This window comes from Pseudomonas sp. NFACC56-3 (assembly GCF_900100025.1).
GTDB classification, from domain to species: Bacteria; Pseudomonadota; Gammaproteobacteria; order Pseudomonadales; family Pseudomonadaceae; genus Aquipseudomonas; species Aquipseudomonas fluorescens_AA.
The window spans coordinates 425,110-448,351 of sequence record NZ_FMTK01000001.1 but is presented as its reverse complement, the minus strand read 5'-3'; the positions used below and the strand labels follow the sequence as shown (position 1 = coordinate 448,351).

The window sequence follows — 23,242 nt, the reverse complement described above, 5'->3', positions numbered from 1 at the left end:
CAATACAAGGGAATCTGTCATGGCCAACGCCGAGAGTGAATCTGCTCGTTTGTCCAATGCCGAGTCGGACGCAACGACGCCCCGCAACCCTGGCCAAAGGGGCAAGCCAGCCCCGGGCACCCGCCTGCCCGAGCGCCTGTCGCCGCAGCTGGCCACGCCCGTGGAAGAGCCGCCCATCGGTGAATGGCGCTACGAAGTCCAGTTCCACGGTTATCGCCTGCTGACCCGCATCGAACACGGCGAAGTGCGGTTATACAACCGCAATCACCAGGACTGGACCGATCGGCTGAAGCTGCATGCCGACGCCCTGGCCGGGTTGGACCTGGGGGACAGTTGGCTGGACGGCGAACTGGTCCTGCTCGATGAAACCGGCCATTCCGATTTCGCCGCCCTGCGCGAGGCCTTCGAAATCAGCCGCACCGTTGACATGGTGTATTTCCTGTTCGATGCGCCCTTTCTCAATGGCGTCGACCTGCGCCAGGCGCCCGTGGAAGAACGCCGTGCGGCGCTGAAAAAAGCCCTCGGCAACAACGCCAGCAAGCGCCTGCGCTTTTCCGAGTCGTTTTCCGCCAGCCAGCACGACATGTTCGAAAGCGCCATCGCGCTCTCACTGGATAGCGTGGTCGGCAAGCGCCTGGGCAGCCCTTATATGTCCCGCCGAAGCGCCGACTGGGTAAAACTCAAGTGCCGGTTGCGTCAGGCCTTCGTCATCGTCGGCTTCACCCGCCCCCAAGGCAAGCGCAACGGTTTCGGCGCGCTGCTGCTGGCCGTCAACGGAGCAACGGGGCTGGTGTATGCCGGCCGGGTCGGCACAGGGTTCAGTCAGGTACAGATCAAGCAATTGCATGAGCAACTGTGTACCCAGCAACGCGAGACCTCGCCACTGGCTGAGCCGCTCAACGGTACGCAGGGACGCGGCGTGCAATGGGTCGAGCCGACCCTGACCTGTGAAGTGGAATTCACCGAGTGGACCCGCGATAACCAGGTGCGGCAGGCCATTTTCCTGGGCTTGCCGCCCCATACGCTCGCCAGCACAGTGGTTCGGGAGCAGCCCCTGCCGATAAAGCCCTCCACGCCAAAACCCCAGCGTCGCAAAAAAGCCAGCACCGCCAAAGTCGACGGGGTGACGATCACCCACCCCGAGCGGGTCATCGACAGTGTCAGCGGCGTGCAAAAGGCCGAGCTGGCGCAGTATTACCTGGACATCGCCCCTTGGATCCTGCCGCACCTCAAGTTGCGCCCGGTCGCGCTGCTGCGGGCACCGGACGGTGTCGGCGAAGAACTGTTCTTTCAAAAACATGCCGATCGCCTGGAGATTCCCCACATCAAGCAGCTGGATCCGCAACTGGACCCGGGCCATGCCGCTCTGATGGAGATCGATGATATCCACGCGCTGGTCGGCGCGGCGCAGATGGGCACGGTGGAATTGCACACCTGGGCCGCGACCCACGATCGGATCGAGACGCCTGACCTGTTTGTCCTGGACTTGGACCCGGACCCGTCACTGCCTTGGAGCGCCATGATCGAGGCGACCCGCATGACCTTGGCGGTGCTCGACGAGCTGGGCTTGCAGGCCTTCCTCAAGACCAGCGGTGGCAAAGGCATGCATGTGATCGTGCCATTGGCGAGAAATGAAGGCTGGGACACCACCAAAGCGTTCGCCAAAGCCATCTCTCAGTTCCTGACCCGACAGATGCCCGAGCGCATCACCGCCACCATGGGACCGAAGAACCGCGTCGGGAAAATATTCGTCGACTACCTGCGCAACGCCCGTGGAGCCAGTACAGTAGCCGCCTATTCGGTACGTGCCAGGCCAGGCCTGCCGGTCTCGGTGCCGATTGCCCGGGCCGAGCTGTCGACCCTGCGCAACGCCCAGCAATGGGACATGTATACCGCGCTGGAACGGGCCAGAAGCCTGGGCGCCGATCCTTGGGAGGGCTACAACCACCGCCAGCGGATTACCGCCAGGATGTGGGAGCAACTGGATGCGCAAAAACCCGAGGCATGAGGACAATCCAGCGTTCAAATCCAGAGGAAGATCGCTAGTAAGCCACCGAAAAAAGCCCACTTCTGCAGGTAATACAGCGTGCGGTTGCGCTTCTTCAGGGCCTTGCCTTGCAACCGGATCTTGTAGAGCCTGGAGAACGCCCGGTTCAGGCCGCCCGTCTTGTCGCCCGCGTCGTTGGGCGCACCGGCGGCCGCCATCACGGTACGGCTGAACCAGCGGTTGAAGGCGGTGGCCCAGCGAAACCTCATCGGCCGTTCCACGTCGCAGAACAGGATGATGCGGTTATGGGCCGTGGTGTTCTCGGCATAATGGATGAACGTTTCGTCGAAAACCACCGCTTCGCCATCACGCCAATGATAAGGCTCGCCATCGACATTGATGTAGCAGCCGGCATCGTTGGGCGTTTCCAGGCCCAGATGATACCGATAGGACCCGGCGTAAGGGTCGCGGTGGCGGACCAGCCTCGACCCCGGCGGCAACTCGGCAAACATCGCCGCCTTGATCGAGCCGATGCTTTGCACCAGTTCAGTGGTGCGCGGGCACAGCTTCATGGCCGAGGGATGGCTGTCGCCGTACCACTTCAGGTAGAAACGCTTCCAGCCGGTCTTGAAGAATGAATTGAAGCCCACGTCGTCATACTGATTGGAACGCTTGATCTCCCCGGCGCGCAGCAGGCCCTGGCCTTCGGCCCGGATCTCCTCCCAATGGGCCTGCAACGGGCTCAGGTCGGGAAACTGCGCCGGGCTCAGGAAAGGCTTGTTTGGCAGTTTCGAGCACAGGTAAAACAGGCAATTGATCGGCGCCAGAAAAGACGAATGATCGCTCAACTGGCGCCCGATCTTATGCCGCACGCGTCCGCGCAGGTGAACGTAGCCAATGGAGAGGAGGTAAATCGCGACAATGATGAGCTTCACGAAAGTCCGTCACAATGCAGGAGTGAACAGGCTGCGTCTCCAGGCCAGCCAAGCGGCAAGGGAGATGGCATCGGGTGAGATGGCATTTTAGCCACAGTTTGTAAGCAAAAGTTATCCCGAAGTTGTGAAAAACTGTCTTGCCCGGGCAATACCCTATCGTTTATGCGGCCAGATCAGTACAATCGCCGCCAATTATCACGCGCCCCCTTTGGCCGATACCGCAAACCACGGCTTCGGCGTACGTCTACCCGGGCCAGGCGCTCCGTATGCTGCTGTCCTCTTATGCCGGATGGACCCTTGCGCTTGCGACCTCGACGCCTTTGCGCGGTCGGAACGTGCGCAAACAGGTACTGAACAGGTACTGCCGCACCCTTAGCTACTCTGAATGTTCCGCAGGATAAACCTTTGATCTCTACAGCTAACATCACGATGCAGTTCGGCGCCAAGCCACTGTTCGAAAACGTCTCTGTCAAGTTCGGCGCGGGTAACCGCTACGGCCTGATCGGTGCCAACGGTTGCGGCAAGTCGACCTTCATGAAAATCCTCGGTGGCGACCTCGAGCCGTCCGGCGGCCAAGTCATGCTCGAACCGAACGTGCGCCTGGGTAAACTTCGCCAGGATCAGTTCGCCTACGAAGAATTCACCGTGATCGACACCGTGATCATGGGTCACGAGGAGCTGTGGAAGGTCAAGGCCGAGCGCGACCGCATCTATTCGCTGCCGGAAATGACCGAAGAAGACGGCATGGCCGTGGCCGAGCTGGAAACCGAATTTGCCGAGATGGACGGCTACACCGCCGAATCCCGCGCCGGTGAACTGCTGTTGGGCCTGGGGATTGGCATCGAGCAGCATTTCGGCCCGATGAGCGAAGTGTCGCCAGGCTGGAAACTGCGTGTGCTGCTGGCCCAGGCGCTGTTCTCCGACCCGGAAGTGCTGCTGCTCGACGAGCCGACCAACCACCTGGACATCAACACCATCCGCTGGCTGGAAAACGTGCTGACCCAGCGTTCGAGCCTGATGATCATCATCTCCCACGACCGTCACTTCCTGAACAGTGTCTGCACCCACATGGCGGACCTGGACTACGGCGAACTGCGCCTGTTCCCGGGCAACTATGACGAGTACATGACCGTGGCGACCCAGTCCCGCGAGCAGTTGCTGTCGGACAACGCCAAGAAAAAAGCACAGATTTCCGAATTGCAGTCGTTCGTCAGCCGCTTCTCGGCCAACGCCTCGAAAGCCAAGCAGGCCACCTCCCGCGCCAAGCAGATCGACAAGATCCAGCTGGCCGAGGTCAAGCCATCGAGCCGCGTCAGCCCGTTCATCCGTTTCGAGCAGACCAAGAAGCTGCACCGCCAGGCGGTCATTGTCGAACGCATGGCCAAGGGCTTCGACGGCAAGCCGCTGTTCAAGGACTTCAGCTTCACCGTCGAAGCCGGTGAGCGCGTAGCGATCATTGGCCCGAACGGTATCGGCAAGACCACCTTGCTGCGCACCCTGGTCAATGAACTGGAACCGGATGCCGGTACCGTGAAGTGGACCGACGCCGCGGAACTGGGTTACTACGCCCAGGACCACGCCCATGACTTCGAAGACGACGTCAACCTGTTCGACTGGATGGGCCAGTGGACCCAGGGTGGCGAACAGCTGGTGCGTGGCACCTTGGGCCGCATGCTGTTTTCCAACGACGAGATCCTCAAGTCGGTCAAGGTCATTTCCGGTGGTGAACAAGGCCGCATGCTGTTCGGCAAGTTGATCCTGCAGAAGCCAAACGTGCTGGTCATGGACGAACCGACCAACCACTTGGACATGGAATCCATCGAAGCGCTGAACCTGGCGCTGGAAAACTACCCGGGCACCTTGATCTTCGTCAGCCATGACCGAGAGTTCGTATCGTCCCTGGCCACCCGCATCATCGAACTGAGCGCCGATGGCGTGGTCGACTTCAGCGGCACCTATGACGACTACCTGCGCAGCCAGGGTGTGGTGTTCTAAGGCCAGCTCCGAGCTGCAAGCTTCAAGCGACAAGTAAAAAGCCCTGTCCACTGTGACAGGGCTTTTTTGTATTTCAGTGGGGTAAAAACCTGTGGGAGCGAGCTTGCTCGCGATGAGGCCCTGACAGTCGCATCGTATTACCTGACCCTCCGCCATCGCGAGCAAGCTCGCTCCCACATTGGATCTGTGGCGCCCCTCCATTTATGTTCGAGCCCAACCTCCTTGTGGGAGCGAGCTTGCTCGCGATGGCGGCAGCACATGCCACATCAATCCAGCCTGGACACCCAGTCTCCCAACACATTTAGTTAGCCTGCTTTCTTTTACGCCCACCTCGCGCCATGATGGGGCTCTCTTACCGCCGCCCGCGAACGAGCCCCATGCCCACGCCCTCCTCTGCCCCCAGTTCCCTGTCGATTACCCTGCAGATCGTCTCCATCGTGTTCTATACCTTCATCGCCTTCCTCTGCATCGGCCTGCCGATTGCCGTGCTGCCTGGGTATGTCCATGAACAATTGGGCTTCAGCGCGGTGGTGGCCGGGCTGACCATCGGTTCACAGTATCTGGCGACCTTGCTCAGCCGCCCTATGGCCGGGCGGTTGTCGGACAGCGTCGGCACCAAGCGGGCGATCGTCTACGGGCTGTCGGGGATTGTGCTCAGCGGCGCGCTGACGCTGATCTCGACCTTGCTGCAAAGCTTCGCGCTACCCAGCCTGTTGATTCTGATCGCCGGCCGCTTGCTGCTCGGCGTGGCCCAGGGGCTTATTGGCGTGGGCACCATCAGTTGGTGCATGGGCCAGGTGGGGGTGGAGCACACGGCCCGCTCGATTTCCTGGAACGGCATCGCTTCGTACGGGGCCATCGCTATTGGCGCGCCGTTGGGGGTGGTGATGGTCGATGGACTGGGTTTCGCCAGCCTGGGTATTGCATTGTCGTTGCTGGCGGGCGCTGCGCTGTTGATGATTCGCAACAAGCCGTCGGTGCCGGTCATTCGCGGCGAGCGCTTGCCATTCTGGGCGGTGTTCGCGCGCATTGCGCCGTACGGAGCGAGCCTGAGCCTGGCGTCGATCGGCTACGGCACACTCACCACGTTCATCACCCTGTTTTACATCAGCCGCGGCTGGACCGGCGCGGCATGGTGCCTGACGGTATTCGGCGTCTGCTTCATCCTCGCGCGGTTGCTGTTCATTTCCAGCATCGCCCGCTTCGGTGGCTTCAACTCGGCCATTGCCTGCATGAGCATCGAAACCCTCGGGCTGGCATTGCTGTGGCTCGCGCCGTCCACCCCGTTCGCCCTGGTCGGCGCCGGATTGGCCGGCTTCGGGTTGTCGCTGGTGTATCCGGCGCTGGGGGTGGAGGCCATCAAGCAAGTGCCCAACACCAGCCGTGGCGCGGGCCTGAGCGCCTACGCGGTGTTCTTTGACCTGGCACTGGCGATTGCCGGCCCGCTGATGGGCGCGGTGGCATTGAACCTGGGCTATTCGTCGATATTCTTCTGTGCCGCCTTGCTGTCGGTCACCGGCCTGGGCCTGACCCTGCTGCTGCGTCGCCGAGCGACAAACGCCCTTTATTGATCGGCCGTCTTCATCCCTGCTCGGGTCGGCTTGCCCAAGGCCTCGCCGAAGAAGCGGCTGGCCTCGGAAATCATGGTGCGGTGGATGTCCTTGCGATCGACACCGTCGGCATCCGTGCAGAGCGCTGGCATCGCGGCGATCTGCTCCTCAGTGCACGGCGCCAGGAAGACAAAGTGGCCCGCGCCGGCCAAGGTCTTGAAATCCGGTGCGGTGGGCAGCTTACGGGCCAAGGCGGCGGCATTCTTGTCGAAAGCCACCAGTTTGTCGCCATCGCCGCTGTACAGCAGCACCGGCACATGGACATCGGCCAACGTATGACGACCGAATTTCAGGCTCAACGGCGCCATCAGCAGCAACGCTCGGACCCTGGGGTCGGCCACGGGTTGCAGGTCATCGCGGTCGGCGATCAGTTCGCCCTGGGTGTTACAGGCGTCATGGTCGTCCGGCCGCTCCACGCAGTAGCGGCGCAGACGATTGAGGTCCGGCGTCGCACCGGACAGGATCAGCGCGGTTTCGCCACCGGCCGAATAGCCGATCACCCCGACCTGCCCGGCGTTGACGAACGGCGACAGCATCGGGTCATTGAGCGTTGCGGTGATGGCTTCGGAAATCTGGATCGGCCGCCCGTACAGGTTGCTCAGGGTGCCAAGCCGGCTGTGATCCTGGGCATTGTCGCCGGGATGAATCACCGCCACCACGACAAACCCCTTGCGCGCCAGCGAGGTGGCCAGGTCATGCAGGGCCAACGGCGTGCCGGTGTTGCCATGGGACAACATCAATAGCGGGAAGCGGCCGATGGCGATCTGGGCGTCCGGCGCGGCATCGATCTGGTAGCCGCCCAGCAGGCTGGATTGTTCCCGGTCGGTGGACGGATAGAAGGCGATGGCGTGCATCGGCTGCTGATCCAGCGGATCGAGAAAGCTCAGCTCATGGAAACCAGCGCTCCAATGCGGATGGGGCCCCGGTGCGGCCTGCACGGAACCGAGACTGGCTAACCAGCAAAGCAGCAGCGCTGCACCAAAACGTGTCATCGAATCTTCCACCTTCACCAGCGCGCGGGAAGGCCCCGTCGCTCGTATGCTTGGCCGTGCATAACCTGCGCCAGAATCCTCGGCGCCGAATGCAGCAAAACCCTGCATCCCAGCCATCCAATGACGACGAGAATACAGGGTTTTGCGAAGGTTGCCCGAAGCGCTTGCTGCCTTTACGCAGGTTTTACGCAGCGGCGAACTGCTGGCCGATCTGCAACGAGGCTTCGCTCATGGCTTTGGTCCGCATGTCGTCACCGTAGGCCAGACCTTCGGCACGGACGAATTCGATATCGGTGATGCCAAGGAAACCGAACATCAGCTTGAGATATTCCTCGTGGCCCACGCCGCTCGGTTGGCCGGCATGCAAGCCGCCCGCGGTGGAGACGATCACCAGTTTCTTGCCGCCACACAGGCCTTCCGGACCGGCTTCGGTGTAGCGGAACGTTTGGCCGGCGACGGCAATGCGGTCAATCCAGGCCTTGAGTTGGGTCGGAATGCTGAAGTTATACATTGGAGCGGCGATGACCACCGCATCAGCGGCCAGGAACTCGGCCATCGCCGACGCGCTGAGATCCGCTTCGTGCTTCAGGGCAGCATCACGCAGTTCAGCGCTGGTACCGGCGGCGATCAGGGTCTGGGCGGAAAAATGGCTGATGGCGTCGGCGGCCAGGTCACGGTAAGTGACGGTGATGCCTGGCTCGGCGGCTTTCCAGGCTTCAACCACTTCACGGCTCAATTGGCGGGAAGCGGAGTTGTCGCCGAGGATGCTCGAATCGATGTGCAGTAGTTTCATATCAATGCTCTCCAAATGAGGACCGCGACCAGGCGATCAATTGGCGACCATCCTACAGATGAAGCCAATGATCGATAAGTCAGGATAAATGCGATAGTTTGTCCCACTCACAGGACAATCGAGTTCACCATGCAAGACCTCAATGACTTGTACTATTTCGCCAAAGTCGTCGAAGCCGGTGGTTTCGCGGCGGCCGGGCGCTTGCTGGGCATTCCCAAGTCGCGGTTGTCGCGGCGTATCGCCGAGCTGGAAGAGCGCCTGGGCGCCCGGCTGCTCCAGCGCACCACCCGCCAGTTGAAACTGACGGCGGTCGGCGAACGTTATCTGCGCCATTGCCAGGCCATGTTGCTGGAGGCCGAGATGGCCGACGAAGCGGTGGCGAGCATGTCCAGCGAGCCCCGCGGCCGGTTGCGGGTGTCCAGCCCCATGGGCCTGGCCCACCAGTTCCTGCCGGTGGTGATCGAAACCTTCCTGGTGAAATACCCCTTGGTGCAACTGGACATGACCCTGCTCAACCGGCGGGTGGACCTGATCGGCGAAGGCATCGACGTGGCGTTGCGCGTGCGTGACCTGGGGGACGAAGACCCGCTGTTGATGACCCGGCGTTTGCGCCGGGCACGACTGATGCTGGTGGCCAGCCCGGCCTTCGTTGAAGGGCGGCGGATCGAGACCCCGGACGATCTGGAGGCGTTGCCGGTGCTGGGGGCCCTGGAAGCCGATCGCCTGGTGCATCTGCGCCTGGTCAAGACCGATGGACAGCGTGTGGAACTGAGCCTGGAGGCCCGCCTGGGTATCGATGACTTCATTGTGCGCCGGGCCTGCACCCTCGCCGGCCTGGGCTTCACTTTATTGCCGAGCATGTATTGCGAGCAGGAATTGCGGGACGGCACACTGGTGGAACTGCTGCCGGGATGGTCGTTGCCCGACGGCTGGCTACAGGCGGTCTACCCGCATCGGCGCGGCATGTTGCCAGCGGTGCGCGCCTGGATCGATCATTTGGTGGAAGCCTTCGAGGGCTGTGGAGATAGAACGCTATGAGTTTGAGCGAAGAGGATGTCGCGCAGTTTTGCCTGGGCTTGCCCGGTGCCAGGGAAGACTACAAATGGGGCGGCGTGCGGGTGTTTTCCATCGCCGGGAACAAGATGTTCGCCCTTCAGGGCCTGCGGGGCGACTCGTTGGCGTTCAAGGTCGACAAGGATCTGTTCCTGGGTCACTGCGATCGGCCAGGCATTCACCCCGCGCCTTACCTGGCACGGGCCCAGTGGGTCATCATGCAGGTGCCCTATCCGCTGGGGGCCGAAGAACTGCGTGGCCTGCTGCAACGCTCGCACCAATTGGTGGTCGGCAAGTTACCGAAGCGTACCCAAGTCGGGTTGTTGCTGTAGTGGCGGCGCGACTGGACCACCGCCATCGCGAGCAAGCTCGCTCCCACAGGTTTGGACTGTCCAGGACTACGCCAACAGATAACCGCCCAGGAACAACTGGTCGATCCAGAACACCTGGTGCAACAGTACGATGAACCAGAACACCACTTGAAACGAGACTTTGCGGGTCTTGTGGCGAAATAGCTGCTGGGCCAGCAAGGCTCCAGGCCAACCGCCGGCCAGCTCCAGTGCATGCAGCACGTTCTCCGGGGTGCGCCAGGCGTCGGCGCGCGCCTTGCGCTTGTCGCTCCAGTACAGCAGGAACGCCACCACACTGACGATGCCGTAGGCTGCCATCGGCACCCACGACACTGCCCGCAGCCCGAACAGCAGCGAACCGAACAGCGGCAAGGCGCAAACCAGCGCAAAGACCATCAGCTTGAGCCGCAGGTGCTGCACGACGCCGCCATTGCCCCCTGCGCGTTTACGGGCGCCTGAATCGTTCATGGCTTGGCGGCGGTCCAGTCCACCCAGCCGAACTGCCAGGTGGCCAGGATCAACAGGCCAAAGGCGATGCGATACCAGGCGAACACGGCGTAGCTGTGACTGGCGATGAACCGCAGCAGGCCCTTGACCGCGATCATGGCGAAAATGAACGCCGTGACGAAACCAATGGCGAACACCGGGAAATCCGCCGGGACGAACAGTTCGCGGTATTTGTAGCCCGAGTAGACGGCCGCGCCGACCATGGTGGGCATCGCCAGGAAGAACGAGAACTCGGTAGCGGTCTTACGCGACAGGCCAAACAGCAAGCCACCGATGATGGTCGCACCGGAACGGGAGGTGCCCGGGATCATCGCAATGCACTGGGCCAGGCCGACCTTCAACGCATCCTTCCAGGAGATCTCGTCCACCGTTTCGGCGTGCACCCGGTGCTGGCGCTTCTCGGCCCAGAGCATCACCACGCCGCCCACCACCAGCGCGGCGGCTACGGTGACCGGGTTGAACAGATAGTGATGGATCCAGTCGGCAAGCAGCACGCCCAGGACCACGGCGGGCAGGAAAGCGATCAGCAGGTTGGCGGTAAACCGGCGGGCGCCCGGTTGCGTCGGCAGGCCCAGCACCACGTCGAAGATCTTGCGCCGAAACTCCCAGACCACCGCGAGGATCGCGCCAAGCTGGATGATGATGTTGAATGCCATCGCTCGTTCGCCACCGAACTCGAGCAAGTCGGCGACAATGATCTGGTGCCCCGTGCTGGAAATCGGCAGAAATTCCGTCAAACCTTCCACTACGCCAAGAATCAGTGCCGAAAAGGCGGTCCACAAATCCATTCATCCCCCAAAAAAGACACTGTTCATGCAGGTCTTATCAATATTCAAGTGTCATGCAGGTCCCCTCGCAGCGGCTGCACGATAACCGCGACCTTTCAAAAAAAACCAATGAAAAATCAGAACAGGCTCAGGTTTTGCGCTGCGGGGCCGAAATCCTATCAGACAAGCCCTGATAACGCTGCCGCGTTGTGACTCAGGTCAATTACCGATAGCGGTCGGGCGCTACAGTGCCGGCCGTCGATATGACAAGAATAAAAAACCGGAGTGACAGCGTATGAATAGCTTGCGCAGTGTGTCGATCAGCCGACGCTTGTGGCTCATCCTGGTCGTGGCCGTCGTGATGTTGTTCACGCTTGGTGCCTTCATGCTCAAGCAGATCCACACGGACCTGTATCAGGCCAAGGTGCAGAAGACCCAGCATGTGGTGCAGACCGCCAGTGGTGTGCTGAGCTATTACCATGGTCTGGAAACCGCTGGGACCCTGACCCGCGACGCTGCGCAGAAGCAGGCCCTCAGCGCGGTACGAGGCCTGCGCTATGACCAGAGCGACTACTTCTGGATCAACGATCTGACGCCGGTCATGGTCATGCACCCGACCAACCCGAAGCTAGAAGGCCAGAATCTCTCGGCGATCCGCGACCCGAACGGTTTTGCGCTGTTCAACGAAATGGTCGCCATCGCCAAGGCCAAGGGTGCCGGGATCATCGACTATCTCTGGCCCAAGCCGGGCGCCGAAGCGCCAGTCGGCAAGACCTCCTACGTCAAATTGTTCGAACCGTGGGGCTGGATCATCGGTTCCGGTGTGTATGTGGACGACGTCCAGGCAGAGTTCCAGTCCCAGTTGATCAAAGCTTCGTTGATTGGCTTGGCGATCACCCTGGTCATGGGCCTGCTGCTGACCCTGATCGTACGCAGCATCGTCCGCCCGCTCCAAGAGACCGTCAATGCCATGGCCAATATCGCCAGTGGCGAGAGCGACTTGACCCGCACGCTCGACACCCACGGCCAGGACGAAGTCACCCAACTGGCCCGGCACTTCAACGCCTTTACCGCCAAATTGCGCCAGGTGGTGAGCCAGTTGCAGGAGTCGGCCAGTGCACTGGGACAGTCTTCCAGCGAATTGGGCAACGACGCGGCTCAAGCCCAGGAACGCAGCCAACAGCAGTCGCAACAAATGGAACTGGTGGCCACCGCGATCAATGAGGTGACCTATGGCGTGCAGGATGTGGCCAAGAATGCCGAGCACGCAGCCAGCGAGATGCGCGACGCCGAATCCCAGGCACAGCAAGGCCAGGTCAACATCGATGGCAGCTTGCAGCAGATCGACCGCCTGTCCCAGACCATCGATCAAGCCGTGGAAGTGATTCGTACCCTGGCGAGTGAAAGTACCCAGATCGGCAGTGTGCTGGAGGTGATTCGCTCCATCGCCGAACAAACCAACCTATTGGCCCTCAACGCCGCGATCGAGGCCGCCCGCGCCGGCGAGCAAGGTCGAGGCTTTGCGGTGGTCGCCGATGAAGTGCGTCTGCTGGCCCAGCGTACACAGAAATCCACCGCCGAGATCCAGGCGATGATCGAGCGCCTGCAAACCCATTCCGAAGCCGCCGTGAAAGTCATCGGCGACAGCAGCCGCGCCTCGCAACTGACCATCGAACAGGCCGGCCTCGCCGGTGCCAGCCTCAACGCCATCGGCCAGGCCCTGCGCAACCTCAACAGCCTGAACGCCTCCATCGCCAGCGCCACCCTGCAACAGGCCCATGTGGTGGAAGACATCAACCAAAACGTCACCCAGGCCGCCGGACTGTCCCACAGCACCGCCATGGCCGCCGAACAATCCAGCCAGGCAAGCAGCCGCCTCAAGGCACTGAGTGAACAGTTGAACGGGTTGCTCAAGCAATTCCGAGTCTAAAGACCGGTGGATTATCCCTGTGGGAGCGGGCTTGCTCGCGAATGCGGTGTCTCAGTCGGCAGGTGTATAACTGACAGATAGCATTCGCGAGCAAGCCCGCTCCCACATGGGTGTTGTGCTGGTCTCAGGTTGGGTGTGCACCACAAATCCCTTGCTCGCGATGGCGGCAATCCATTCAACATTGCTATTGGAGCTCTCCACGCCATAGCGTTTACAATCCCCGCCCTCTCCTCTTTCCCAAGGAATCGCCATGTCCGGGCTTGAACTGTTTGCCGCAGCCCTCGGCGTGATCGCCGTCTGGTTGACCGTCAAGCAGAACCCCTGGTGCTGGCCGATCGGCCTGGTCATGGTGCTGCTGTATAGCTGGATTTTTTTCGAGGTGAAGTTGTACTCGGACATGCTGCTGCAGGTTGTCTACGCGGCGCTGCAACTCTACGGCTGGTGGCAATGGACCCGTGCCGGGCGCAATCATGATGGGCGCCAGGTCAGCCGCCTCGGTGGGCCATCGGTGTTGCTCGGCCTGGCCATCGGCGCGGCGGGCAGCTTGTTGTTGGGTGCCGCCATGGCCCACTGGACCGACGCCGCCCAGCCCTGGCTCGATGCCGCGCTCACGGGGTTCAGCCTCGTGGCTCAATGGTGGATGGCGCAAAAACGCGTGCAATGCTGGCCGTTGTGGATCGCCCTGGACGTGATCTTCGTTGGCTTGTTCATCTACAAGGGCTTGCACCTGACCGCCGCACTCTACGCCCTGTTCACTCTGCTGGCCGTGCAGGGCTGGCGCGAATGGCGCGCCGACCCGGCCCTGCACACATGAAGGTGGTGGTCCTGACCGGCCCGGAATCCAGCGGCAAGAGCTGGCTGGCGGCGCAATTGCAGGAACACTTCGGTGGAATGCGGGTGGATGAGTACGTGCGCCATTTCATGGAGCAGACCCAACGCGATACCTGCCTGGCCGACATCACCGACATCGCCTCCGGCCAACTGGCCTGGGAAGACGAGGCGCGTGCCCATCGGCCGGCGCTGCTGATCCTCGACACTCACCTGTTGAGTAACATCCTCTGGAGCCAGACCCTGTTCGGCGATTGCCCGGAGTGGCTCGAACCGGCGCTGCTGGCCCGTCATTACGACTTGCACCTGTTGTTGAGCCCAGAGCAGGTCGAATGGACGGGCGACGGTTTGCGTTGCCAGCCCGATCTGATGGAACGGCTGACGTTTTTCCAGGCGATCGAGACTTGGCTGAGGCGACATCGGCAACCTTTCCAGGTCATTCAGGGCAACTGGATGCAACGCCGCCAGCACGTGTTTGCAGCCGTGACCCAACTGCTTGAAGCCTGAGCGCCGCTTGATTTGTTTCACTTTTGAAACAGCGTACTCGCACCAAACCCTGACTCAACCCCGTTTCATGCCCTTGTCATCAAGACTGTAAAGCTGCTGAAACACGCCCCTGAAAGCCTGGATCCAGAGCCCTGGAGCGGCTGATGGCCATTTGGCCGTCATGCACCTGTCTCAACGCTGAAACAGGATCCCTCCCCGAGCGTCCATGCCTGAATCCAACCCATTGAATTGGCGGGTATTTCAAAACACGGCACAACACCTGCTCTTCCCCACTTCGCAACGCTGGACCAGGGCCAGCCCACCGAAGAAGGAATCGATGCCGTGGGGACTTTCGAAAGAAGTTTGACCTGTCTGCTAGTGATCGGCTGCGCCGCCAGCGCAACGCTCAGCCTGCCAGTACAGGCCGAGGGCAACGGCGTCATCGTGCTCAGTCGCGACGTACAACCCATCGCAATCGGTCGCAACGGCGGCAAAGATCCCTACCCGACCACCGTCAACGCCAACCCCTCCGCACGAATCAACCAAGCGACCGCCAGCACCGAACTGAGCGATGGCGAGTTCGCCAGCGTGGCCAGCGGCTCGTCGATCCGCAACATCGTCACGCCGAATACCGGTGTGCAGGGTTTGAACGTGGTCACCAATCCCAACGGCATGCCGGGCATGAATGCCGGTCACGGTGGCGGGAGTGGTGGCGCGATCTCAGGCACCATCAACCGCTCGTTGAGTTCCGGCCTGGCCCCGCTGGGTCGGTTGGCGGGAGGGCAGTGACATGAAGCCCGTGCTGTTCCTACTCGCCCTGATCGTGCTTTCCCTGCTCAGCTCTTTCACCGTATTCGCCGATTCGGGTGCCGCGGTGGTCAGCAACGCCAACCTGCAGGACTCCGGCAGCCATTACACCGGCAACTTCAACGTCAACCAGGCGGCCGGCGACCGGATACAGCAAACCAACACCCGGGCCATCGCCATTGGCAGCCACGCCCAGGCAAGCACCCACGTGCAGCAACGTGTCGACACCCAGGCTGCCCCTTCCATGAACGCCACCGCCCGCATCGGTGGCCACTCCTTCAGCAACGGCAACGGCGTGCTGGGCGTCAACCAGTCCGCCGGGGCCAACAACCAGTTGGCCAATGTCATGCGGGTGGGCATCAGTGCTCATCCGCAGAGCATGGACGACAGCGCCCTGTCCCAACAGAACGTGGCGTTGTTACCGAACTCAGGAGCAACTGGCGCCCCAACCGGCAGTCGCCAGGTCGTTACCAGCGACCAGGCCTTCACCGGCAGCCGAGGGGTAATCCAGGTGAACCAGAGCGCCGGGGTGGGGAACCGCATGGCTAACACCCTGAGCATCCGGGTCGCTGATTGACCCGGGGGCTACATAAGAAAGTACCGACACTTAACCAACGACACGCAAGGAGAAACACCATGAAACCTACAATGGCACTCAAACCATTGGTTTTCGCTCTCGCCGCTGTCATGGCAATGGCTGCGCAGGCCGATGGTAACGGGCGTGGCAACGGCCACGGTAACGGCAACCAAGGCCCAAGGGGTCCGTCGCTCGAGCAACTGCTCTCGATCACTGCCGGGGCCGGCGCGACCGTGCTGGATGAGCAGAACAGCGACGGCAACGTGGTGACCAACCAGGCCACCAAAAACACCGCCGAAGCCAAAGACTCGCTCAATGGCAGCAACGGCAACATGGGCGCCAACATTGCCGGCGGCGACGGCAACCAGCAGGACAACGCCGCCGCCCTGGCCACCGCCGACGAAAGCTTCATCTTCGGCTCGGCTGTCGCCGCCTCCAGCGCCACGCAGGTCAATAACAACAACTACGTCAAGAACAACTCCACGCAAAACAACGCCTCGCTCACCAATGCGGGCAACAACGGCTCCGGCAACATCGGTATCAACGTGACCGCCGGGAATTTCAACCAGCAGAAAAACAACCTGGCCATCGCCGTATCCGGGGGCCGTGTCGCACAGGCCTCGGCCTCGGCCGACCAGGCCTCCACCGGCCTTGTGGTCGACAACAAAGGCGTGCGGACCTACAAGACCGACACGCTTACCAGCACCTACAGCGCCTCAGGCACATTCAAGGCCAAAGGTACCGGTACCGCCGAAGACAACGATCATGGCGGCTGGGACAACAGAGGCGGCTACGGCGGCGGTCATGATGACGACAAGTTCAAGTTCTCCGCCGTGGGGACTTTCGAACTGGCCGGCAGCAACACCCAGCAGGTGCTGACCCGCGACGGTTGGAAAAACCCTGTGATCAACAACGCCACCATGACCAACTCCATGAACGGCTTCTCCGGTAACGGCGGCGCCAACGTGTCGGCAGGCGTGGGCAACCAGCAAAGCAACTCGCTGTCCATCGCGGCCGGCTGCAAGGCTTGCATGTAAAAAAGTACCACTGTGGGGGTGAGTTCGCTCGCGATGGCATTGGATCGATGACCTTTGTGTTGCCTGACACACGGCTATCGCGAGCAAGCTCGCTCCCACAGGGGGCTTTTTTCCCCGGATGTTCATCAGGCGTATTGATCATGCGTGTCACTGCCGTTTCCCTGCTGCTCTGCCTGGCTTGTATGGCCGAAGCGGCGCAGATGCCAGTCGCCGCCCTGCCTGGCGGCGTGCTGGTCTACAAACCGGTGCAAAGCGTACGCGAACGTAAATTCAGCGACATCGTCGAGCAGAAAACCGATTTCAGTTGCGGCGCCGCCGCGCTGGCCACGGTGCTGCGCCAGGCCTATTGGCTTGACGTCGATGAAGAACACGTCATCAAAGGCATGCTGGTCAATGCCGACCAGAACCTGGTTCGCACCCAGGGGTTTTCCATGCTGGACATGAAGCGCTACGTGGAGACCATCGGCATGCGTGCCCGAGGCTACCGCATACCGCCAGAGAAACTCGAAGCGGTGACGATTCCGGTGGTCGTCCTGATGGAAATACGCGGCTACAAGCACTTCGTGGTGTTGCAGCGGGCCGATAAGCAATGGGTCTACATCGGCGACCCGGTGCTGGGGCACAAGCGCTACGCCCACGATGAGTTCGTCAAAGGCTGGAACGGCATCGTCTTTGCGATCGTCGGCCCGGGCTACGACAAGGCCAATGCACTGCGCAGCCCTCCTCAACCCCTGACAGCCCGTAACAAGCTGGACGGTTTCAATCCGGTCAGGGATGCGGAACTGATGGATTTCGGCTTCATACAGAGCGACTTTTTCTAATCGCCGACCACTGCCAACAATAAGTACAAAAAGGAGCAGGACGCTCCGGGAGCAGCACATGAAAACGTCACACTGGCTGTCGCTGGCCTGCCTGCTCGCGACCGCCTCGGGCTATGCCCATGCCGGCTTCAAACCCATCGAAGTCAAGGACCAGGAGCTTGCCGAGCTACGCGGTCGTTATGTCATGCCCGGCCGAGTCATCAGTTTCGGCATCGTCATGAGCAGTACCTGGCGCAACGCCAGCGGCGACTTGATCGGCGCCACCGGCACCATGCAGATCCAGGCCGCCACCGTCAAACCCGAGTTCTATGTCTCCACCATCAAGCAGACCGGCAATGGCAGCGTCCCGGAACAGGGCAGCGGCAACATTACCGGCGGCGCCGGCCTTGGCACGGGCCAGGGCGTGACCCAGAGCGTACGTGCTGCCGGCGACGGCAACACGGCCTACAACAACGTCAACATCAATGTGAAAGAGAGCAACCAGGCACCGGCGCTCGTGCCTTCCCAGGGCCAACTGCTGACCAAGGGCCAGACCATCAGCGGCAGCAACGCCGCCGGCAGCGTCGCGGTCACCGCCACCGGCAGCGGCGTGCAAATGGCGATCCAGGCCAGCCACAACCAGGGCGGCACCCTGCAACAAGTGGCCCAGGGCGGCTTGCTGCAAAACACTCGCCTGCTGGGCAATAGCAACCTGGTCAACAACATGACCCAGCTCAACGTGGTGCTGAACAACAACGGCCCCAGTGCCGGGGCACTGGACTGCAACCTGACCCAACTGCGCGGCCTCCGTAACCTCGGTTACTGAACTACGCTGTTTTCCGACCACTGGGCAAATAGGGACGGCATATTTCATGTATCGATCCGTATCGTTGCGCGCTGTGATGTGTTTAAGCACGTTGTTGCCGGCGGCCATGTTGCAGGCGGCCCCGGACGCCGACATCGAGGCCCTGAAACAGGAACTTCTTGAGCTCAAGCAACGATACGAGGTCCAGCAGAAGGCCCTGGCGGTGCTCGAACAGCGGGTCCGCCAGGTAGAGGACCAACCCACCACGCCGCAGCCCAAGCGCCTGGCCAAATCCCCGGCCGACATGAAAGGCAACCAGACCGTGGCCGGTGGCGCAACAGCAGCCGGCGGCAGTGGTTATGGGCAATCCCTGGCCGATGATTCCCAGCCGGCCCAGAGTGTCTCCAATCTCTATGACGAGGCCAGCGGCTTCTTCGGCGGCGGCAAGTTCAGTTTCGAGACCGGCGTGACCTATTCGCGCTACGACACGCGGCAACTGATCCTCAATGGCTTCCTGGCCCTGGATTCGATTTTCCTGGGCAACATCAACCTCGACCGGATCAAGGCCGACACCTGGACGCTGGACCTCACCGGTCGCTACAACTTCGATAATCGCTGGCAGTTCGACCTTAACGTGCCAGTGGTCTACCGCGAATCCACGTATCAGTCAGGCGGCGCGAACAACGGCGCGGCCGGGGTCACCAGCGAAGAAACCGTAACCCGCGACCCGACCATCGGCGACGTCAACTTCGGCATCGCCTACAAGTTCATGGATGAATCGATCAACTCTCCGGACGCGGTGGTCACCCTGCGGGTCAAGGCGCCCACCGGCAAGGACCCGTTTGGCATCAAACTGCGCCAATCCCAGGCCAACACCAACCTGTTCGTACCTGACGACCTGCCCACCGGCAACGGCGTGTGGTCGATCACGCCCGGACTCTCGCTGGTCAAGACCTTCGACCCGGCGGTCTTGTTCGGCACCCTGTCCTACACCCACAACTTCGAAGAATCGTTCGACGACATCAGCTCCACCGTCAACCAGAAGGTTCCGGGCAAAGTGCGGATCGGCGACAGCTTCCAGCTCGGTGCGGGCATTGCCTTCGCCCTGAACGAGAAGATGAGCATGTCGTTCTCGGTCTCTGACCTGATCCAAAAGAAAAGCAAGCTCAAACAGGACGGCGGCGACTGGGAGTCGGTGACCTCCAGCGACGCCAACGCCGGTTACTTCAACATAGGCATGACCGTCGCCGCGTCCGACAACCTGACCATCGTGCCCAACCTGTCCATCGGGCTGACCGACGATGCGCCGGATTTCACCTTCAGCCTGAAATTCCCGTATTACTTCTGATGCCCCAAGGGATATGTGATGGACACCTGTCCCAAGGGCACTGCAAAACTACTGTGGGAGCGGGCTTGCTCGCGAAGGCGGTGTGTCAGTGACATGAATCAACCTGACACACCGCCTTCGCGAGCAAGCCCGCTCCCACAATGGGCTGTATGTAGGCTGTTCTAGCGAATCTGATGCTTGTGCAGCAAACGATAGAACGTCGGTCGGGAGACGCCCAGCACCCGGGCGGCCACACTCAGGTTGTCGCTGTGACGGTTGAGCACATCGCTCAGGGCCTGGCGCTCGGCGCGGGTCTTGTAATCCTCCAGTGTGCCCATCGGCGCCGCGACGCCCTGGTGGCTGGCCAGCCCGAGGTCCCGGGCTTCGATTTGCCGCCCTTCGGCCAGGACCAACCCGCGACGGACGCGGTTGGCCAACTCCCGCACATTCCCGGGCCAGTCGTGCATGCCCATCGCCACCAATGCATCCTCGCTGAAGCTGCGGGGGCGGCGGCCGGTTTCCTGGCTGTAGAAATGGGAAAAGTGACTGGCGAGCATCGCCAGGTCGCCATGGCGTTCGCGCAAGGGCGCCATCGCCACTTGCAGCACGTTCAGGCGATAGTAGAGATCCTCGCGAAAACGCTTTTGCTCGATGGCCGCCTCGAGGTCCACATGGGTGGCCGCCAAGATCCGCACATCGACCGCAATCGGCTGGCTGCCACCGACCCGCTCAATGTGTTTTTCCTGCAGGAAACGCAGCAGGTTGGCCTGCAGTTCCAACGGCAGGTCGCCAATTTCATCGAGAAACAGCGTGCCCCCGTGGGCCGCCTCGATCCGTCCGATCTTGCGTTGGTGAGCGCCGGTAAACGCGCCCTTTTCATGCCCGAACAGTTCGGATTGGATCAGATGTTCCGGAATGGCGCCGCAGTTGATGGCGATGAACGGCTTGTTGCGCCGGTGGGACTGACAATGCAGGGTGCGCGCCACCAGTTCCTTGCCAGTGCCGCTCTCACCACGAATCAACACCGGCGACTCGGCAGGCGCCAACTTGCTCAATAACTTGCGCAGTTCGCGGATCGGCTTGCTGTCACCCAGCAGTTCATGTTCGGGCCGATCGATGTGAATCGAGCCCTGCCCCCGCAAGCGCGCCATGCCAAACGCCCGGCCCAGTGTCACCTGGACCCTGGACACGTCGAACGGCAAGGTATGAAAGTCAAAAAACCATTCGCAGACAAAATCACCGACGTTTTGCAGGCGCAATACTTCCTGGCTGAGCACGGCGATCCATTCGGTGCCGCTACGGCTGATCAATTCCTTGACCGCTTCCGGACGCTCCAGGTGAAAAGGCTGCAAGCGCAACAGGCCGACGTCACAGGTCCGATCGCCGGCATGTTCAAGGGCGCAACTGTCCACGTCCCAACCAATGCTGCGCAGACCTGGCAACAGGCGATGGCAATCGTCGCAGGGATCAACCACGAGCAGACGACGTGACGTACTGGCTTCGACCATGACTGATCCTTGGCGCCAAAATAAAGAAATATGATTAGAAACAGTCGTTTGGCAAACCTGCATGTAACAGTAGCAAGAACTTGACGCGTCCTTGTATCAATTGATTATCGAGAACACGTTAAAGTGGTTATAAGCGAGCGTTTCGTTAGTTATCGCGGGGGCTTTTCTTTCAGGGTGCTTTCAAACAAAAGACCAAAAGCCTGGTCTGAAAGAAAATCGAAATTTATTTAAATAATGTGTGACCCGCCTACGGGTTCGGGACATCAGTACAAGTAACCAGCCGCACGGTACGCCCAACCGACGGCACATCATTTGTTTGGGCACACTTAAGAGAAAATGCCATGAACGCCCCGCTCCGTATCAACGAAGCTCTTTTGATTGCCGACCGCGCATTCCGTCCTTTCCAATGCGTGGCCTGGGCTCCACAAGACGGTAACGGCGAACTCAGCCTGACCGTCATCGACCGCACCAATACCCATATTGGCCGCACTCAGATTCCAAGCAGCGCCTATACCGACCCGGTCCAACTGGCCGATCTGTTGAAACAGGCCCGTGCCGAACTGAGCCAGGAAGGCTACACCTTGCAGTCCTGGTCGATGCCTGAATAAAACGCCGCTGGAGCCTGTTATCGATTGCAGGCTTGGCATTGGGTTGTAAAGCCATTGTTATGGCACGCATCGCCCCTGTAACTGTAGTACCTGACAGTTGTGCATTGTCACATTCAGGGATTGAATGTTGCCCTCATGCAGTCATCGCCCGTTCGGGCCGGTCGACACGCAAGGAGAGGCAGGCATGCTCGATCAGTTCGCGGTTGAACTCCCCCCGGCCATGGCCCACGCCGGGAAACTTGACCCAGGCTTTGCCGCCAACGGCAAAGCCTGGGTTCATTTCGAAGGCAGCACCTCGAGCCTGATCACCGGATTGGCCCTCGACCGTGCCGACCGCATCCTGGTCGCGGCCAGGATCGAGACCGCCCATGGCAGCCGATTCGGGCTGGCGCGACTCAACCATGACGGTTCGACCGATCCGGGTTTCGGCAGCCATGGCTGCGTGATCGGTGCGTTCGAACAAGGCTTCGAAGCGACGGCGGGCAAAGTGATCGAGTTACCCGACGGGCATATCCTGCTGTCCGGCCTGCACTACGAAAACAACGAGCACACCCTGCCCGCACTGGCACTGTTCGATCAACAGGGCCATGCCGTCCAGAACTTCGGCAACGCTGGCCGACACATCATCCGGCTCTGCGGCCACCTCTCCCAAGGCCTGCGCGATCCCTGGCTGCCGCCCGGCGTGCCTGGGCTCGAGGCCTGCGACATGCAAGTACAGGCCGATGGCCGGATCCTCTTGCTCGCCAACCATCACTACCAATTGTCCGACCATGTCGGCGTACTGATCCGGCTCCTGCCGGACGGGGCCCTGGATACCTCGTTCAACGGGCGCGGTTTCGTGATGGTCCGACGCGCGCTGAAAAATACCTGGCTCGGCTGCCTGATGCTCCAGGCTGACGGCCATATTGTCGTCGGCGGCGCCATTGACTTGCCCCAGCATGGCTTGATCGCCCGCTATGACAGCAGCGGCAAGCTCGATGACAGCTTCGGCGAAGAGGGTTTCCTGTCGATTCTGGCGCAGGGTCACAGCGCAATGGTCAGCCAGATCGTTCAGGATGCGAACGGCGATCTACAAGCCTTTGGCAGCAGCCGCGATCCGATGCATAGCCTGTCCCTGAAGGTGCGCCTGGACGGCACGCCGGACCGTCATTGCAACCAGGGCCAGTGCCAGCTCATGACGATCGGGCGCAACGCCAGCCAGTGGACCGCCGCCCGGCTTCAACCGGACGGCAAGCTGGTGACCGCTGGCGCCACCATCGGCGGTATCGAAGCTGACTTCGTGCTCGCCCGGCATTTGCCGGATGCCAGCCTCGATCCGGATTTCGGTGAAGGCAAAGGCTGGGTTCGCACTCGACTCGGCTACAGCCTGGACACCGCCACCACCCTTGCGGTGCAGTCTGATGGCAGAATCCTGGTGGGCGGCTACTCGCTCCAGGGGCATTATCGAGCGGTGGTTGCGCGGTATTGGGCCTGAGTCAGTTCGTCGTAGGCGAACGGTATTCATGCCTACGCTTGATATTCCCCATTTGTTACGGCAAGT

22 protein-coding genes are annotated in these 23,242 nt (G+C 61.2%); 16 read left to right on the top strand and 6 right to left on the bottom strand.

The features are described from left to right. The first annotated feature begins 19 nt into the window (after positions 1 to 19). Positions 20 to 2,008, top strand: a complete 1,989-nt coding sequence (gene ligD, locus BLO80_RS01845) for a DNA ligase D (RefSeq protein WP_092326380.1) — start codon at positions 20 to 22, stop codon at positions 2,006 to 2,008. A gap of 14 nt (positions 2,009 to 2,022) precedes the next feature. On the opposite strand, the gene lpxO is transcribed toward ligD, so the two are convergent. Continuing rightward, entirely contained in the window at positions 2,023 to 2,922 is a 900-nt protein-coding gene (gene lpxO / locus BLO80_RS01840) for a lipid A hydroxylase LpxO (protein ID WP_092326379.1), read from the bottom strand. A 405-nt stretch (positions 2,923 to 3,327) separates the two neighbouring features. On the opposite strand from lpxO, the gene BLO80_RS01835 reads away from it, so the two are divergent. Both BLO80_RS01835 and BLO80_RS01830 read left to right on the top strand, forming a co-directional pair. After that, positions 3,328 to 4,917, top strand: a complete 1,590-nt coding sequence (locus BLO80_RS01835) for an ABC-F family ATPase (protein ID WP_003181279.1) — start codon at positions 3,328 to 3,330, stop codon at positions 4,915 to 4,917. Positions 4,918 to 5,294: 377 nt separating this feature from the next. Continuing rightward, positions 5,295 to 6,488 (top strand): MFS transporter, encoded by a 1,194-nt coding sequence (locus BLO80_RS01830; protein ID WP_092326378.1) that lies wholly within the window; start codon positions 5,295 to 5,297, stop codon positions 6,486 to 6,488. Here the strand turns inward: BLO80_RS01830 and BLO80_RS01825 are convergent. Further along, a complete protein-coding gene (locus BLO80_RS01825) occupies positions 6,482 to 7,519 on the bottom strand; it encodes an alpha/beta hydrolase family protein (protein WP_092326376.1) in 1,038 nt (345 codons plus the stop codon). The genes BLO80_RS01830 and BLO80_RS01825 overlap by 7 nt on opposite strands. 184 nt (positions 7,520 to 7,703) lie before the next feature. Then, on the bottom strand, positions 7,704 to 8,312 hold the full coding sequence (locus BLO80_RS01820; RefSeq protein ID WP_092326375.1) for an FMN-dependent NADH-azoreductase: 609 nt from the start codon (positions 8,310 to 8,312) through the stop codon (positions 7,704 to 7,706). A gap of 129 nt (positions 8,313 to 8,441) precedes the next feature. On the opposite strand from BLO80_RS01820, the gene BLO80_RS01815 reads away from it, so the two are divergent. Together BLO80_RS01815 and BLO80_RS01810 are read left to right on the top strand one after the other, a co-directional pair. Further along, positions 8,442 to 9,350 (top strand): LysR substrate-binding domain-containing protein, encoded by a 909-nt coding sequence (locus tag BLO80_RS01815; protein ID WP_092326373.1) that lies wholly within the window; start codon positions 8,442 to 8,444, stop codon positions 9,348 to 9,350. Continuing rightward, on the top strand, positions 9,347 to 9,697 hold the full coding sequence (locus BLO80_RS01810) for an MmcQ/YjbR family DNA-binding protein (RefSeq protein WP_060742546.1): 351 nt from the start codon (positions 9,347 to 9,349) through the stop codon (positions 9,695 to 9,697). Before BLO80_RS01815 ends, BLO80_RS01810 begins: the two co-directional genes overlap by 4 nt. A 66-nt stretch (positions 9,698 to 9,763) precedes the next feature. Here the strand turns inward: BLO80_RS01810 and BLO80_RS01805 are convergent, their stop codons facing one another. Beyond that, on the bottom strand, positions 9,764 to 10,183 hold the full coding sequence (locus BLO80_RS01805) for a DUF1294 domain-containing protein (protein WP_092326371.1): 420 nt from the start codon (positions 10,181 to 10,183) through the stop codon (positions 9,764 to 9,766). After that, on the bottom strand, positions 10,180 to 11,010 hold the full coding sequence (locus tag BLO80_RS01800; protein ID WP_092326370.1) for an undecaprenyl-diphosphate phosphatase: 831 nt from the start codon (positions 11,008 to 11,010) through the stop codon (positions 10,180 to 10,182). Before BLO80_RS01800 ends, BLO80_RS01805 begins: the two co-directional genes overlap by 4 nt. Before the next feature lie 274 nt (positions 11,011 to 11,284). Between BLO80_RS01800 and BLO80_RS01795 the strand changes: the two genes are divergently transcribed. From BLO80_RS01795 to BLO80_RS01755, 9 genes are all read left to right on the top strand, one after another. Further along, a complete protein-coding gene (locus BLO80_RS01795; protein ID WP_092326368.1) occupies positions 11,285 to 12,919 on the top strand; it encodes a methyl-accepting chemotaxis protein in 1,635 nt (544 codons plus the stop codon). Between the two features lie 250 nt (positions 12,920 to 13,169). Continuing rightward, a complete protein-coding gene (gene pnuC / locus BLO80_RS01790; RefSeq protein WP_092326366.1) occupies positions 13,170 to 13,733 on the top strand; it encodes a nicotinamide riboside transporter PnuC in 564 nt (187 codons plus the stop codon). Further along, positions 13,730 to 14,254: an AAA family ATPase gene (locus tag BLO80_RS01785; protein ID WP_092326365.1), complete on the top strand. Its 525-nt coding sequence runs from the start codon at positions 13,730 to 13,732 to the stop codon at positions 14,252 to 14,254. Before pnuC ends, BLO80_RS01785 begins: the two co-directional genes overlap by 4 nt. 321 nt (positions 14,255 to 14,575) lie before the next feature. Beyond that, positions 14,576 to 15,022 (top strand): hypothetical protein, encoded by a 447-nt coding sequence (locus BLO80_RS01780; RefSeq protein WP_092326363.1) that lies wholly within the window; start codon positions 14,576 to 14,578, stop codon positions 15,020 to 15,022. 1 nt (position 15,023) lies between these two features. Further along, positions 15,024 to 15,617 (top strand): adhesin, encoded by a 594-nt coding sequence (locus BLO80_RS01775; protein ID WP_092326362.1) that lies wholly within the window; start codon positions 15,024 to 15,026, stop codon positions 15,615 to 15,617. 59 nt (positions 15,618 to 15,676) lie between these two features. Continuing rightward, positions 15,677 to 16,654, top strand: coding sequence for a heme utilization protein (locus BLO80_RS01770; RefSeq protein ID WP_092326360.1), 978 nt, complete (start codon positions 15,677 to 15,679; stop codon positions 16,652 to 16,654). Between the two features lie 140 nt (positions 16,655 to 16,794). Then, positions 16,795 to 17,475: a C39 family peptidase gene (locus tag BLO80_RS01765; protein ID WP_092326358.1), complete on the top strand. Its 681-nt coding sequence runs from the start codon at positions 16,795 to 16,797 to the stop codon at positions 17,473 to 17,475. Between the two features lie 58 nt (positions 17,476 to 17,533). Next, a complete protein-coding gene (locus tag BLO80_RS01760) occupies positions 17,534 to 18,280 on the top strand; it encodes a hypothetical protein (protein WP_092326357.1) in 747 nt (248 codons plus the stop codon). 46 nt (positions 18,281 to 18,326) lie between these two features. Then, the gene (locus tag BLO80_RS01755; RefSeq protein ID WP_092326355.1) at positions 18,327 to 19,607 is read left to right on the top strand and encodes a transporter; all 1,281 of its coding nucleotides are present in this window, start codon (positions 18,327 to 18,329) and stop codon (positions 19,605 to 19,607) included. Positions 19,608 to 19,768: 161 nt separating this feature from the next. On the opposite strand, the gene BLO80_RS01750 is transcribed toward BLO80_RS01755, so the two are convergent. Further along, positions 19,769 to 21,094 (bottom strand): sigma-54 dependent transcriptional regulator, encoded by a 1,326-nt coding sequence (locus tag BLO80_RS01750; RefSeq protein ID WP_092326354.1) that lies wholly within the window; start codon positions 21,092 to 21,094, stop codon positions 19,769 to 19,771. 341 nt (positions 21,095 to 21,435) lie between these two features. On the opposite strand from BLO80_RS01750, the gene BLO80_RS01745 reads away from it, so the two are divergent. Together BLO80_RS01745 and BLO80_RS01740 are read left to right on the top strand one after the other, a co-directional pair. Next, positions 21,436 to 21,702, top strand: coding sequence for a hypothetical protein (locus BLO80_RS01745; RefSeq protein WP_013693488.1), 267 nt, complete (start codon positions 21,436 to 21,438; stop codon positions 21,700 to 21,702). Positions 21,703 to 21,886: 184 nt separating this feature from the next. Further along, a complete protein-coding gene (locus BLO80_RS01740; RefSeq protein ID WP_092326352.1) occupies positions 21,887 to 23,176 on the top strand; it encodes a hypothetical protein in 1,290 nt (429 codons plus the stop codon). Positions 23,177 to 23,242: the final 66 nt, after the last annotated feature.